The 14,617-nt window shown below is 70.7% G+C and carries 11 protein-coding genes; 4 read left to right on the top strand and 7 right to left on the bottom strand.

The features are described 5' to 3' along the window. Positions 1-383: 383 nt before the first annotated feature. The 4 genes from ACWTSU_RS07205 to ACWTSU_RS07190 form a co-directional block, all read right to left on the bottom strand. Positions 384-1,346, bottom strand: a complete 963-nt coding sequence (locus ACWTSU_RS07205) for a 3'-5' exonuclease (protein WP_455139204.1) — start codon at positions 1,344-1,346, stop codon at positions 384-386. Between the two features lie 126 nt (positions 1,347-1,472). Continuing rightward, positions 1,473-1,994, bottom strand: a complete 522-nt coding sequence (locus tag ACWTSU_RS07200; RefSeq protein WP_455139202.1) for a nitroreductase family protein — start codon at positions 1,992-1,994, stop codon at positions 1,473-1,475. A 239-nt stretch (positions 1,995-2,233) separates the two neighbouring features. Continuing rightward, complete coding sequence (locus ACWTSU_RS07195; RefSeq protein WP_455139200.1) at positions 2,234-2,599, bottom strand: helix-turn-helix domain-containing protein; 366 nt, start codon at positions 2,597-2,599, stop codon at positions 2,234-2,236. A 327-nt stretch (positions 2,600-2,926) separates the two neighbouring features. Further along, on the bottom strand, positions 2,927-3,811 hold the full coding sequence (locus ACWTSU_RS07190) for a LysR family transcriptional regulator (RefSeq protein WP_455139198.1): 885 nt from the start codon (positions 3,809-3,811) through the stop codon (positions 2,927-2,929). Positions 3,812-4,056: 245 nt separating this feature from the next. Here ACWTSU_RS07190 and ACWTSU_RS07185 point away from each other — a divergent pair, with 245 nt between their 5' ends. After that, a complete protein-coding gene (locus ACWTSU_RS07185) occupies positions 4,057-5,979 on the top strand; it encodes an amylosucrase (protein ID WP_455139196.1) in 1,923 nt (640 codons plus the stop codon). Between the two features lie 88 nt (positions 5,980-6,067). Here the strand turns inward: ACWTSU_RS07185 and ACWTSU_RS07180 are convergent, their stop codons facing one another. Together ACWTSU_RS07180 and ACWTSU_RS07175 are read right to left on the bottom strand one after the other, a co-directional pair. Continuing rightward, the gene (locus ACWTSU_RS07180; protein ID WP_455139194.1) at positions 6,068-6,718 is read right to left on the bottom strand and encodes an amino acid ABC transporter permease; all 651 of its coding nucleotides are present in this window, start codon (positions 6,716-6,718) and stop codon (positions 6,068-6,070) included. A gap of 29 nt (positions 6,719-6,747) precedes the next feature. Further along, positions 6,748-7,644, bottom strand: a complete 897-nt coding sequence (locus ACWTSU_RS07175) for a substrate-binding periplasmic protein (RefSeq protein ID WP_455139192.1) — start codon at positions 7,642-7,644, stop codon at positions 6,748-6,750. A 122-nt stretch (positions 7,645-7,766) separates the two neighbouring features. Between ACWTSU_RS07175 and ACWTSU_RS07170 the strand changes: the two genes are divergently transcribed. Beyond that, complete coding sequence (locus ACWTSU_RS07170) at positions 7,767-8,666, top strand: EamA family transporter (RefSeq protein ID WP_455139190.1); 900 nt, start codon at positions 7,767-7,769, stop codon at positions 8,664-8,666. A gap of 233 nt (positions 8,667-8,899) precedes the next feature. Then, positions 8,900-10,705, top strand: a complete 1,806-nt coding sequence (locus tag ACWTSU_RS07165) for an ABC transporter ATP-binding protein (protein ID WP_455139188.1) — start codon at positions 8,900-8,902, stop codon at positions 10,703-10,705. Between the two features lie 49 nt (positions 10,706-10,754). On the opposite strand, the gene ACWTSU_RS07160 is transcribed toward ACWTSU_RS07165, so the two are convergent. Continuing rightward, on the bottom strand, positions 10,755-13,265 hold the full coding sequence (locus ACWTSU_RS07160) for an excinuclease ABC subunit UvrA (RefSeq protein WP_455139186.1): 2,511 nt from the start codon (positions 13,263-13,265) through the stop codon (positions 10,755-10,757). A gap of 103 nt (positions 13,266-13,368) precedes the next feature. Here ACWTSU_RS07160 and ACWTSU_RS07155 point away from each other — a divergent pair, with 103 nt between their 5' ends. Further along, on the top strand, positions 13,369-14,352 hold the full coding sequence (locus tag ACWTSU_RS07155; RefSeq protein WP_455139184.1) for a LacI family DNA-binding transcriptional regulator: 984 nt from the start codon (positions 13,369-13,371) through the stop codon (positions 14,350-14,352). The last annotated feature ends 265 nt before the right edge of the window (positions 14,353-14,617 follow it).

The raw sequence follows: 14,617 nt of genomic DNA, 5'->3' as shown, positions 1-14,617 counted from the left end.
GCGTGGCGCGGGGCGTTCGGGCGAGACAGGACGCCGACGGGGGCGCTATGATTGCGGGTGTCCGGGCCCGCGGTCCCGCGCCCATGCTCCTATTAGGTCATGGCCGTCCCGCGGCCGCGCCGCGCGGGGCGGGGCAGGTCGCACCGAGGGCAGCCCCAAGGGGCGCCGGCACACTCCGGAGCCACCACCCCGCGCCGCGCATCATAGCCCGGAACGGGCTCCCGGGCCACTAAACAGTATCGGCGTACACTCCCGCCGGTTACGTACGCAGTTGCAAGTTTGAAACGGGCTTCTCGCCAGCAAAACCGCAGGCCAGAAGCTTGACGAGAGGTACATGAGTTCTGGAACAGTGTACGTAACCGGCAGGAGCGTACGTAACCGCCCTAGAGCATGTTGCGCTCCTTGAACTCGGCCTGGACGGTGGCGAGCATGAGCTCGACGTCGTCGATGCCGAGGTGGCGCTCCGACTCGTGGGGCTTGAGCGTGCCGCGGCGGCGAGCCCAGCTCTCGAGCGACGCCGGGCGCTGCTCGTGCGGCAGCAGGCGCGTCTCGGGGTCCACGCGCCGGCAGACGTCGCGCGTGTCGATCACGGTCACGCGCCCGGCCTTGCGGGCCTCAGCGTAGCCGTCGATGTGCAGCATGAACCACGAGTCCTCGAACGCGGCGTTGTGCGCCATGAACGGGTAGGCGGTCAGCGCGGCGAGAATGGCCTGCTGGGCGCGCTTGTCGTCGCGGAAGGCGGGGCGGCCCTCGAGATCGGACCACTGGATCTTGTGGATGTCCGCCAGCGGCACGCCCTTCTCGGCGTACATCGCGGGCAGGCCGAAGTAGGCGGCAAAGGGGTCGTGCGGCCTGGCCTTGGGCCCCACGGTCATGAACTCGAGGCCGACGTTGATGATGTAGCCGCGCGACGGGTCGCGGTCGGTGGTCTCGATGTCGATGCCCACCACCGGGCCCGACACCGGCGCGTCGACCCAGGCCACGTTGAGGTCGCGCGCATCGGGCCCGGCCAGGGCCGCGACCTGCGCGTCCGTGCGGTGCTGGAGCACCGCGACCGCGTGGATGAGGTCGGCCGGGGAAAGCGAGCGCGCCAGGCACGTGGTCGAGACGTCGCGCAGGCGCTCGATGCCAAAGCGGTCGCAGACGTCGCGGTTGCGATCGGCGAGCGAGCGCACGAGCTCGAACGAGAACGGCTCCTTGCCCGCCGGCGCCTCACGCCACGCGGCGAGCAGCGTGGAGAGCGCCTCCTCGTTGCGGGCGCGCTCCGCCGAGAGCGACGCGTCGTCCACCAGGAATCCGGGGAAGACGAGGGCGTTCGCGCACTCTATGGCCTGACTGAGATCCACGGGTCTGCCTCCGTAGCAAAAGGGGCCGCCGGAAGTCCCGGCGGCCCCCTACCCTAGCAGAAACGGGGCGCTCGCGACGCGACGGGCTGGGCGGCCGGCGCGCGGGCGGCGCGAGCTTCTCGCCCCCTACTCGGCGAAGAAGACGCGACCGTCGTTGCGCGGCTTGGCCTCGGGCTCCTGCGCGGGGTAGCCCAGCACGCAGTGGCCGATGCCCTCGTAGTCGCCCTCGACGCCCAGCTCGGCCAGGATCGCGCGGCCCTCGGGCGTGTCGAACTCCTCCTTGGCGCGGTGAATCCAGCAGCTGCCGAGCCCGAGCGCGTGCGCCGCGAGCATGAGGTTGCCCATCACGAGGCTGCCGTCGTAGACGTGGGTGGGCACGTCGCGCGGCGCCAGCACCACGAGCACGACCGGCGCGCCGTAGAACGGGTCGGTGCCCGGCTTGCCCATGATCTGGGCGTTCATGGCGCTGAGCCGGTCGCGCAGGGCACGATCGGTCACGGCGACGACGATCGGGTCCTGCCGCCCCATGCCGCTCGCCGCCCACAGGCCCGCGTCGATCACCTGCTCGATCTGCTCGCGGGTAGGCATCTCGTCGGTGTAGGCGCGCACGCTGCGGCGCTCGCGCAGGGCCCGGATGACCTCGTTCATGGCTGCCTCCTCGGATCGGTTGCTGAGGCAGTTATACCCCAAGCGCGGAGGGCGGCGGCCCGGTTACTGGGCGGGGGTGGCGCGGACAGCCCGCCGGCCGTGTCCCTCTCCCCAAACAACCCGCAAAATCTGACTTTTCAGAAACCCAATCGTGCGATTATATGGTTGTGAAATCATTTTTTGCGGGTTGTTGGACGAGGGCAGGGGTGGCATATGCCGACGCAGAGAGGGCGAGCCCCCTACTCCCCCACCTCGCGCAGGAGGTCGGCGGGGTCTACGCCGTAGAGCCGCGCGAGCTTGACGAGGTTGGTCGTGCTGGGCTCGGACGTACCCTGCTCCCACTTGGAGACGGCCTGCCGACTCACACCGACCTTCTCGGCCACAAGCTCCTGCGTCATATGGCAGCGCTCGCGATGCGCCCGCAGCACCTCGCCGAGCGAGCGGCGCTGCGCCACGGTCTCGGGGTCGCGCGACGCGCGCTCCTGCCGCAGGAACCAGCGGATGGCCAGGATCGCCAGGACCACCATCAACACCCAGGGCAAGACCCGGATCAGCAGCAGCGGAATCATGATCGCAAGCTCGCTCGGACCCATTCCCAGAATCATCTGGCACCTCCCGACCTCGACCCTCTTTGGTAGAACCATAGCCCTCGGGGTCCGGTTGCGCCCACCACCTATCGCGCAACGTGCGGTTGCAGCGCGGTTGCGGCCGGCGCGGGGCCATCCGCTGACTGTACCCCTCTCCCCCAAACAACCCGCAAATTCTGACTTTTCAGAAACCCAATCATGCGAATATATGGTTATGAAATCATTTTTTGCGGGTTGTTGAGGCGGGAGGGGACGACGGGCGTGGGTGAAGCGAGAAGGGCCCGTCAGGCGAGAAGGGCCCGTCGGCCGCAGGCCTGACGCGTGAGGGACGCGCCCGGCGCGGGCCTACGAGAAGAGCCCGAGGCGCACGAGGGCGCGGCGGAACCCGACGTAGTCGATCGCGCTCGAGTCGCGCAGGGTCGTGAGGCAGATGGGGATGACCGCGGCGTCGACGATGGGCCGGATGACGCCGTCTGCCTCCGCGCCGGTGATGTTGCCGGCCACGATGAACGAGTAGCCCCCGCGCCGCATCAGCGCCACCGCCTCGTCGTGGCCGCACACGCGCACGCGCTCGGAGCGCAGGCCAAGCGCCGCGTACGCCCCCACGACGGCGCGAGAGAAGTGCTCGAAGCGCACCGGGTCGAGCACGGGGTAGTCGCCGAGCTCGTCGATCGTGACCTCGGGGCGCCCGGCGAGGGGATGCCCAGGAGGAAGCAGCGCCGCCGACGACATGCCGCCCAGGGATCCGCAGGTTACGTCGTCGGCCTCGAGCGGTCCCAGCGTGATGAGGGCGTCCACGCGCCCCGCGCGCAGCTCGTCGAGCGCGGTGTCGCAGGGCACGAACGGCACCGTCACGCGCCGGCCGATCACCTTGGACGAGACCGCCGAAATCAGCGAGACCAGCCGGTCGACGCCGGCGTACTCGAGGCAGCAGAAGCCCATGCGGAACGGCTCGTCGAGGGAGGCCACGCGAACGCCGGAGCGGGCGAAGCGCTCGAGGTCGTCCCACTCGTCGAGCACGCGGCGGGCGCGCCCGGCGAGCGCGCGACAGAAGGGAGTGGGGCGGACGCCGCCGCTCAGGCGCTCGAAGAGCGGCGCGCCGAGCTTGGACTCGAGCTCGGCCATGGACTTGGAGACCGCCTGCACCGAGACGCCCTGGCTCGCCGCGGCGGCCGAGAAGCTGCCCAGCTCGACGATCGAGCAGACGTACCTGAGCTGCTTGACGTTCAACGTACCCCCTCCCACAAGACAGCAGCCAACCCTTTAACTATGGCACGCGGCCACTTACATATGGTGGCGCGGCACTCCGTCCTCAAGCCCGAGTTGACCGTGCTGCGCCCACCGCGCAAACGCAACGCGCGCCGAGAAGGACGCGCGCTCGCAGATTGCTCGGCCGCGGTCGCGCACGGCGCGCCTAGACTGGGCTGTGACTGGCCATCCGGGCCTCAGGGAACAGCAAGAGGGAGGACCTCCCCATGGCAGATACGAAGAAGCGCCCCCGCCGCACGCAGGCAGACGCCGCGGCCGCCCGGCCGCACCCGCTCGCCCGCTCCGCCGCGCGCGCCCGCGCCGACGCCGTCTACTTCCGCCGGCTGCGCGCGGCCCATGACGAGCTGCGCTGGCTCTACATGGAGCTCTACGACAACGGCGCGATGTTCGCCGAGCTCGTGGACGAGATGCGCGCCTTCTACGACGAGCGTCCCGAGGCCCTGCGCGCCCTCGACGAGCGACGCGAGGGCCGCGCGTGGTATCGCGACCGCGACATGCTCGGCATGCAGATCTACGTAGACAACTTCGCCGGGACCCTGCGCGGCGTGCAGGACCGCCTCGACTACGTCGAGCGCTGCGGCGTCACGTACCTGCACCTCATGCCGTTCCTCGACACGCCGTCCGACCGCAGCCGCTCGGACGGCGGCTACGCGGTCAAGGACTTCCGCCGCGTGAACCCCGAGCTCGGCACGATGGACGACCTCGCCGCGCTCGCCGCGCGCTGCCACGAGCGCGACATCAGCCTGTGCATGGACTTCGTGATGAACCACACCTCGGAGGACCACGAGTGGGCGCGCCGGGCCCGCGCGGGCGAGGGCGAGTACATGAGCCGCTACTTCTTCGAGTCCAACCAGGCGGTGATCGACCAGTACGACCGCGAGGTGCCGCAGGTCTTCCCCACCACGGCCCCCGGCCAGTGGACCTACCTGCCCGAGCGCGGCCAGTGCGTGATGACGCAGTTCTACCCCTACCAGTGGGACCTGAACTACCGCAACCCGCGCGTGTTCAACGAGATGATGTACAACTTCCTGTACCTTGCCAACCAGGGGATCGACGTCATGCGCCTCGACGCCGTCCCCTACATCTGGAAGCAGCTCGGCACCAACTGCCGCAACCTCCCGCAGGTGCACACCATCGTGCGCATGATGCGCCTGATCTCCGAGGTGGTCTGCCCGGGCGTGGCCCTTCTCGGCGAGGTGGTCATGGAGCCCGACAAGGTCCTCCCCTACTTCGGCACGGTCGAGAAGCCCGAGTGCCACATGCTCTACAACGTCACCACGATGGCCACCACCTGGCACACGGTGGCCTGCCGCGACACGCGCCTGCTGCGCCGGCAGCTCGACGTGGTGTGCGGCCTGCCGCGTGAGTACACCTTCCTCAACTACCTGCGCTGCCACGACGACATCGGCTGGGGGCTCGACTACCCCGCGCTCGAGGCCTGGGGCATGGAGGAGGTCGCGCACAAGCGCTTTCTCAACGACTACTTCTGCGGCCGCGTTCCCGGCAGCACGAGCCGCGGCGTCCTCTACAACGCCGACCCCGTGACCGGCGACGCGCGCCTCTGCGCCACCACCGCGTCGCTGTGCGGCATCGAGGCGGCCGGCTTCGAGAACGACGAGGCCCAGATGGACGTGGCCGTGCGCAAGGACGTCATGCTGCACGCCTACCTGCTCGCGCAGTCGGGGCTGCCGATCCTCTACAGCGGCGACGAGGTGGGCCAGGTCAACGACTACTCCTACCAGGAGGACCCCGAGCGCGCCGACGACTCGCGCTACATCCACCGCGGGCGCTTCGACTGGGTGCTCGTGGACAGGATCGACGAGTCGGGCACCGTGCAGCAGCGCCTCTTCGACGCCCTGCAGGAGCTGGAGGCCGTGCGCCGCGCCCACGGCGTCTTTGACGCGGACGCCGCCGTGGAGGTCTCCGACTACAGCGACCCCGCGATCCTGTGGCTCACGCGCCGCGCGGGCGACGAGACGCTCTTCGCGATCTTCAACTTCTCGGACGAGCCGCGCGAGGTCTGGATGCCGGGCGAGGTGAGCTGCGAGGACCTGCTGACGGGCGAGAGGGGCGCGCTCGAGCGGACGGAGCTTCCCGCCTGGGACTTCGCCTGGCTGCTCGTGCGGTAGGGCCCGCGCTCGCGATCCGAGCTAGCGCGTCGCGAGCGCGGCCTCGAGGGACGATAATGAAATAGCCCATATCGGCGACAACACCGAGCTAGCGCGTCGCGAGCGCGGCCTCGAGGCGCCGGCCCAGGGCGGACAGCACGAGTACCAGCGCGTAGTAGATGACCGCGGCGACCAGGAGCGGCTCGAACGCGCGGAACGTGATCGACTGGATGGTCGTGGCCGTCTTGAGCACGTCCACGACGCCGATCGTCGAGACGAGCGAGGACCCCTTGAGCATCGTGATGGTCTCGTTGACCAGCGCCGGCGCGGTCGAGCGCAGCGCCTGCGGGAGAACGACGCTGCGCATCGTCTGCAGGTACGTCATCCCGAGCGCGCGGGAGGCGTCCCACTGCCCCGCGCCCACCGCGGAGATCCCGCCGCGCAGCACCTCCGAGATCGTGGCCGACCCGTTGAGCCCGAAGGTGATGACCCCCGCCTCGAGCGGGGTGATGGCCCAGCCCGTGAGCTGCGGCGTGGCGAAGTACGTCATGAAGAGCAGCACCATGAGGGGGACGCCCCGGAAGACCGAGGTGTAGAGGCGCAGCGCCGCCCGGACCGGCCGCCACGGCTGCACCTTGAGCACGGCGAGAAGCACGCCGAGCAGGAGCGCCACCGCGAGCGAGAGCACCGTGAACAGAAGCGTCACGCCCACGCCGTCGCGAAACATCAGCAGGTAGGGCTCTATGAGGTCGAAGCGCATCGGTTTCCCTCGCGCGCCGCGCGCAGCCGCTAGGACGCGGCGACGAAGTCCGGGCCCACCCACTCCGAGACGAGGGAGTCGAGCGTGCCGTCGTCGCGCATGTCCGAGATGGCCTGGTCGAACAGGGGGATGAAGTCGGCGCCCTTCCACCCCATGACGCGATAGGCGCCCACGTAGTCCGAGGTCTCGTCCGACGGGAGCAGCGTGCAGGTGAGCCCCTCGTTGGCCTCGGCCATGGACCGCCCCTCGGCACCGTCGCAGACGTAGGCGTCCGCGCGGCCCGCGACGACCTCCTGCATGGCCTGGTCGGCGGAGTCGAAGGTCGTGAGCTGGGCGTCCGGCAGCAGCGTGGTCAGCATCTGGTTCTGCACCGTGCCCGTCATGCACACGAGGCGCAGGTCGTCGAGGTCCTGGACGGACTGCGCAGCGGCGGCGTCCGACGAGGCGAGCACGCCCACGCGCGGCTGGAAGTAGCCCTGCGTGAAGTCGAAGGTCTGCTCGCGCTCCGGGTTGGACGACAGGCTCATCGAGAAGTCCGCCTGGCGGTTCTGGATCGCCGTGAGGGTGCCCGAGAAGGGCATCGGCTCGAAGGCGTAGGTGAAGCCGAGGCGGCTGGCCAGCTCGTCCGCCACGGCGATGTCCAGCCCCACGACGGTCTGCGAGCCGTCGTCGCCGGTCTGCACGTAGCGGTAGGGCTTGAAGTTGTCGTCGCCGATAAAGGTGAGGCTGCGCCCCTCGAGCGAGGCCGCCTCGGGGGCGTCCTGGCCGTCAGGGTCCGCGGCCTGGTCGCCGCCCGAGCACCCCGCCAGCGCGAGCGCCGCCGCGCCGGCTGCCGCCGCGGCGAGAAAGCCCCTCCTGCTCACGCCGGCCGCTGGGGCGCCACCGTCCCTCTCGACGCCCTTCTCGCAACGCTTCTCTATGGTCATGACGCATCACTTCCCCTGCGTGACCCTAGCACGCGGACAGGCGTTGTAAAGGGCCGCGCGCGACGCGCAACGCAGCCGTCACATAGGCGGGCTATGATGCGCCCTGACGTCAGGGGGCTTCCATGTGGCTTGCGTACGCGCTCGGCTCGGCGCTCTTCTCGGGCCTGACGGCGATTCTCGCCAAGTGCGGTATCCGGCGGACCGACTCGACCGTCGCCACCGCCGTCCGCACCATCGTGGTGCTCGCGTTTGCGTGGCTGATGGTGGCCGTGGTGGGCTCGGCCGGCACCATCAGCCAGATCACGCCTCGGACCTGGGCGTTTCTCGTCCTCTCGGGCCTGGCGACCGGCGCCTCGTGGCTCTGCTACTTCCGCGCGCTGCAGCTCGGCGACGTCAACCGGGTGACCCCCATCGACAAGCTGAGCACCATCCTCACGATGGTGCTCGCGTTCGCGCTGCTCGGCGAGCCGATCGGCTGGTCCGACGTGGTCGCGATCGCGCTCATCGGCGCGGGCACGCTGCTCATGGTGGAGCGCTGCGAGCCGACCGCGGGCAGCGGCCGCGAAGACGCTCGGGGCGGCGGGGGCCGCGCGTGGGCCCTCTACGCGCTGGGCTCGGCCGTGTTCGCCGCGCTGACGTCGATCCTGGGCAAGGTCGGCATCGAGGGCGTGGAGTCCAACCTCGGCACGGCGCTGCGCACGGGCGTGGTGCTGGTGATGAGCTGGGTCATGGTGCTGGTGACGGGCAAGGCGTCCCGCGTGCGCGAGGTGCCGCGGGGCGAGCTGGGCTTCATCTGTCTCTCGGGCGTGGCGACGGGCGCGGCGTGGCTGTGCTACTACCGGGCGCTCCAGGAGGGGCCGGCGAGCGTGGTGGTACCGGTGGACAAGCTGAGCATCGTCGTGACCGTGGCGTTCTCGGGCCTCGTGCTGCACGAGCGCCTGAGCCGGCGCGCGGCGGCGGGGCTCGCGCTGGTTGTGGCGGGGACGCTGCTCATGGTGGCTCCCACCGTCCTGGGCGGCTGAAGCTGGGTGGGCGCTAGCGGCGTCGCGCACGGAGCAGAGCGACGGAAGAGGCGACGGGCACGGGCGGGGCTGCGCGTCGGCCGCGCGAGGCAGTCGTCGGCACGCGGAGTGGTATTTTTGGGCCGAAGTGCGCGCCCGGGAGCGAACGCGGGCGCATCGCCGCCGCCCAGAAGTGACGCGACGTTGCCAACGTGCTACCCTGCCAGGGCGAGAAGCCCGAGGAAGGAACCCCCATGGCCCAGAGAAACGTCGCCCCGCTCCAGCGCTCCACCGTCCGCCGCACGCTCAGGAGGTTCTGGGACGTCACGCGCATGCAGCCCGGCATCGCCGCGCTCGCCGTCATCACGTCGGCCGGCTACATCGCCCTGCTCACCTACGCCAACACCTACGTGATGGGCCTCATCGTCGACCGCGTGCAGGCCTCGCCCGTCCCGGCCGACCAGGTCGCGACGGTCTTCGGCCCGTACGTGCTCGCGCTTCTCCTCGTCAACGCCGTGGGCCAGGCGTTCTCGAAGCTGCAGGACTACACGGTCTACAAGCTGGAGATCAACGGCAACTACCACCTGTCGCGGCTGTGCTTCGACACGCTGTCCAACCAGTCGATGACGTTTCACACGAGCCGCTTCGGCGGCAGCCTCGTGAGCCAGACCACGCGCTTCACCGGCGGCTACACGGCGCTCGTGGACGTGGTGGTCTACTCGCTGATCCCCACGGTCGCCTCCGTGGTGTGCACCTTCGTGACGCTCGCGCCGGTGGTGCCCAGCTACATGGCCATCCTCACGGTGCTGCTCGTGGCCTACGTGGCGGTGGCGACCCACCTCTACCACAAGATCCTGCCGCTCTCGCAGAGGACGGCCGAGGCGCAGAACCGCCTCTCCGGCGTGCTCTCGGACGCGGTGACCAACATCCTGGCCGTCAAGACCTGCGGGCGCGAGGACTTTGAGCGCGGCCTCTTCGAGGACGCCGCGCAGGCCGCGCGCGAGGCGGAGTCGCGCAGCATGCACGCCACGATGCGCCGGGGCTTTGCCACGAGCGCCCTCATCACGCTGATCATGCTCGTGGTCTCGGTCTTCGTGGCCGGCGGCAACGCGTGGTTCGACATCTCGGCGGGCACGCTCGTGATGATGTTCACCTACACCTACCAGCTCTCCATGCGCTTCAACTACATCAACTCCATGATGCAGCGCATCAACCGCGCCCTCGGCGACGCCTCCGAGATGACGCGCGTCCTCGACGAGCCGCGCCTCGTGGAGGACGCCGCGGACGCGAGGGAGCTGCGCGTGGAGCGCGGCGCCATCGACTTCGACCACCTCGGCTTCGCCTACCGCGACGCCGCCCCCGGCGAGAAGGTCTTCGAGGACCTGACGCTGCACATCCCCGCCGGCCAGCGCGTGGGCCTGGTGGGTCGCTCGGGATCGGGCAAGACCACGCTCACCAAGCTGCTGCTGCGCCTCGACGACGTGCAGGACGGCCACGTCTACGTGGACGGGCAGGACGTGAGCCGCTGCACCCAGCAGAGCCTGCGCCGCAGCATCGCCTACGTGCCGCAGGAGGCGCTGCTCTTCCACCGCTCCATTCGCGAGAACATCGCCTACGGCCGGCCCGACGCCACCGACGACGAGATCTGGCGCGCGGCCGAGCTGGCCAACGCGACCGAGTTCATCGAGCGGCTCCCGGCGGGACTCGACACGATGGTCGGCGAGCGCGGCGTGAAGCTCTCCGGCGGGCAGCGCCAGCGCGTGGCCATCGCGCGCGCGATCCTGACCGACGCGCCGATCCTGGTGCTCGACGAGGCGACCTCCGCGCTCGACTCCGAGTCGGAGGCCCTCGTGCAGGGCGCGCTCGAGAACCTCATGGCCGGCCGCACCTCGATCGTGGTGGCGCACCGCCTCTCCACGGTGGCCGCGCTCGACCGCATCGTGGTGCTCGCCGACGGCAGGATCGTGGAGGACGGCACGCACGCCGAGCTCGCGGAGGCCGGCGGCGAGTACGAGCGCCTCTGGGACCGCCAGACCGGCGCCTTCCTCGAGGGCGCGTAGGCGGCGAGAAGGGCGCGGGACGACCGGGCGCCTCCGGAGGCGGCGCGCCCTACCCCGCCAGCTCCTCGGCCACGTAGCGGCCGGTGACGCTCTCGGGGCAGGCCGCCACCTGCTCGGGCGTGCCGGCGCACACCACGCGCCCGCCCGCATCGCCGCCGCCCGGGCCCATGTCGATCACGTAGTCGGCGTTCGCGATCATGTCCAGGTCGTGCTCGATCACCACCACGGTGGCGCCGTTGTCGATGAGGCGCTGCAGCACGCCGAGCAGCACCTCCACGTCGAGCGGATGCAGGCCGATGGTGGGCTCGTCAAAGACGAAGAGCGCGTCGTCCTGGTCGCGCGTGAGCTCGCTCGCGAGCTTGAGACGCTGCGCCTCTCCGCCCGAGAGCGCCGGCGTGGCCTCGCCGAGCGTGAGGTAGCCGAGACCCAGGTCGGAGAGCACCTGCAGCCTGGCCTTGGCCGAGCGCAGGTTGGTCTCGGCCAGCGCGGCGCGCGCCTGGTCCACCGTGTAGGAGAGCAGCTCGGGCAGGCTGATGTCACCGGCCAGCCGCACGTCGTAGGCCGCGCGGGCGTAGCGTGCGCCGTTGCAGTCGGGGCAGGGCACGTCCACGTCGGGCAGGAACTGCACGTCGAGTGAGATCTGCCCCGTGCCGTCGCACGTGGGGCAGCGCAGGCTCCCCGTGTTGTAGGAGAACGCGCCCGCCTTGAGCCCGCGCTCCCTTGCCTCGGGCAGCTTGGCGTAGGCGCGGCGCAGGTCGTCGAGGACGCCCGAGTAGGTGGCCACGGTGGAGCGCACGTTGGCGCCGATCGGCGTGGCGTCGATGAGGTTGGCGCGGCGGATGCCCTCGGCCTCAACCGAGACCACGTGCGCCGGCAGCGCCTCGCCCGCGATCGCCGCACGCAGGGCCGGCACCAGGCTCTCGAGCACGAGCGTGGTCTTGCCGCTGCCCGAGACGCCCGTGACCGCGGTCAGCCTCCCGCGCGGGACCTCGACGGCGAGCGGCCGCACGGTGTGGATGGCGCCCGTCTCCAGGCGGATGGCGCCGTTGGCAAAGACCCCGTCCGCGCCGCAGCGCCCGCGCGCCCACACCCGGCGCGCCCCGGACAGGAACGGCCCGATCCGCGACGCCGGGCTCTTCTCGACCTCCCCGACCGTGCCCTGGGCGATGACGCGGCCGCCGTCCGCGCCCGAGCCTGGGCCGATCTCTATGAGGTGGTCCGCGCGGCGCAGCACGCGCACGTCGTGGTCCACGAGCACCACGGAGTTGCCGTCGACGAGAAGATCGTCCACCACGCCGAGCAGCCCCTCCACGTTGGAAGGGTGCAGGCCGATGGACGGCTCGTCGAGCACGTAGAGCACACCGTTGGTGCGGTTGCGGACCGCGCGGGCGAGCTGCACGCGCTGGCGCTCGCCGGTGGAGAGCGTGGCGCTGGCGCGGTCGAGGCTGAGGTAGCCCAGCCCCAGCTGCTGGAGACGCTCGATGGGCTCGCGCATCTCGCCGCAGATCGTTGACGCCATCGGCCGCATCGCCTCGGGCATGAGCGCAGGCACGCCGGGCGCCCAGGCGGCGAGCTCGTCGAGCGTCATCGCCGTGGCGTCGGCGAGCGTCATGCCGTCGATCACCGGTCCGCGCGCCGCCTCCGAGAGGCGCGTGCCGCCGCAGTCCGGGCACGTGTCCTCGCGGAGGAACCGCGCCACGCGCGCGAGGCCCTTCTCGTCCTTGGCCTTGGCGAGCGCGTTCTCGACCGTGCGGACCGCGTTGAAGTACGTGAAGTCGAGCTCCGCGAAGTTGTCGCCCTTCTTGGCGTGGTAGAGGATGTGCCTCTTCTCGGCCGGGCCGTGGAAGACGATCTCGCGCTCCTCGGGCGTGAGCTGGTTGAACGGGACGTTCGTGCGCACGCCCATGGCGCCGCAGACCTGCTTCATGAGGTCCCACATGAGGCTGCCCCACGGCAGGACCGCCCCGTCGTCGATGCTGATGGACTCGTCCGGCACGAGCGTGGCCTCGTCCACCGTGCGCACGATGCCCGTGCCGCCGCAGGTGGGGCAGGCGCCGCCGCTGTTGAAGGCGAGGTCCTCCGCGCCGGGGCCGTAGAACTCGCGCCCGCAGCTGGGGCACGTGATGGGCTGCATGAGCGCCACGGCCATGGAGGGCTCGGCGTGCGCGCCGCAGTGGGGACAGCGGTGGCTGCCCAGGCGCGAGAACATGAGGCGCAGGTAGTTGAGCAGCTCCGTCGAGGTGCCGAAGGTGGAGTGCACGCCGCCCACGCCCGGGCGCTGGCGCAGCGCGAGCGCCGCCGGCACGTGGCGCACCTCGTCCACCGTGGCGCGGGCCGCCTGGCCGATGCGGCGGCGCGTGTAGGTGGAGAGCGCGTCCAGGTAGCGACGGCTGCCCTCGGCGTAGAGCGTGCCGAGCGCGAGCGAGCTCTTGCCCGAGCCCGAGACGCCCGCGATGCCCACGAGCTCGCCGAGCGGGACGTCCACGTCGACGTTCCTGAGGTTGTGCACGCGCGCCCCGCGCACCTCGATGCGGTCCGGCTGGCTGGCCCTTCTCGACATGGCTCTCCCCTCGCCTGGTGGCCCCCGTCCGTCGATGATACGCCTGGGCGGCGCGCGGGGCCCGGGGCCCCTGCGCTACACTCGTCACGCGGAGGGAGGCGCCATGGACATCAACCAGATCGCGCAGATGGCGGGGGTCTCGCGGGCCACGGTCTCGCGCTACCTCAACGACGGCTACGTCAGCCAGGAGAAGCGCGAGGCCATCCGCCGCGTGATCGAGGAGACCGGCTACGTGCCCTCGAGCCAGGCCAAGTCGCTGCGCACCGGCAGGACCGACGTGGTGGGCGTGGTGCTGCCCAAGATCAGCTCGGCCTCGGTGAGCCGCATGGTCGCCGGCATCACCGGGGTCCTCAACCCGGCCGGCTACCAGGTCCTTCTCGCCAACACGGACAACGACGCGTCGCGCGAGGTAGAGTTCCTGCGGCTGTTCGCCGAGAGGAGCCGCGTGGACGGCGTCATCCTCGTGGCCACGGTGGTGTCGCCGGAGCACGAGGAGGCCTTCGACGCGCTGGGGGTGCCGCTCGTGGTGCTGGACCAGCGGGTCCCCGGGCGCACCTGCGTCTACCAGGACGACTTCCACGCCGTGCGCGACGTCACCCGGCTCGCGCTGCGCGGCGCGAGCAGGCCCGCCTACGTCGGCGTGTTCGAGGAGGACGTCTCGGCCGGCCGGATGCGCCGCGAGGGGTTTCTCGCCGCGTGCGCGGACGCCGGGATCGAGGTGGGCCCCGACACGATGGCCGTGGCCGAGTTCACCGTGGACTCCGGCTACGAGCAGGCCGAGGCGCTGCTCGACCGCGTGGAGGGCCTCGACGCCATCGTGTGCGCCACGGACACGATCGCCTACGGCGCGCTCACGTGCCTGCGCGAGTACGGGCGGCGCGTCCCCGAGGACGTGTCGGTGAGCGGCGTGGGCGACGCGGAGCTGTCGCAGATCGTCACGCCCACGCTCACCACGGTCCACCACCACTACAAGACCTCCGGCGCCGAGGCGGCCAAGATGCTCGTGGGCATGATGTCCGGGGACGACTCCGTGCCGCGCGAGCTCAGGATGGGCTACGACGTGGTAGCGAGAAACTCCACGCGCTAGCGGCTCACGTTCCGGGCGGCCCCGAGGGACACGTGAGAAGCTCCCGTCAAAACGAACGTTCTGGCGCCAAAAGTGTGCGTATAGGCAGGAGCTTCTCGATTGTGTCCGGCCGGGCGCGAGCGGGGCGTGGCTCAAGGCCGCGTCTTCGCCCCCGTCACGCCTCTTTTGCGTCCCCACTGGGACGCGTCCCGAATTTTGGTGTAGGCGGCGACTCGGCCGGCGCCCGGAGGGGCGCGGCCGTTCCCTAGAATCGCAGTCACCACAA

This window comes from Thermophilibacter sp. (assembly GCF_966187215.1).
The sequence above is the reverse complement of the archived record's forward strand: the minus strand, read 5'-3'. Positions and strand labels throughout refer to the sequence as shown.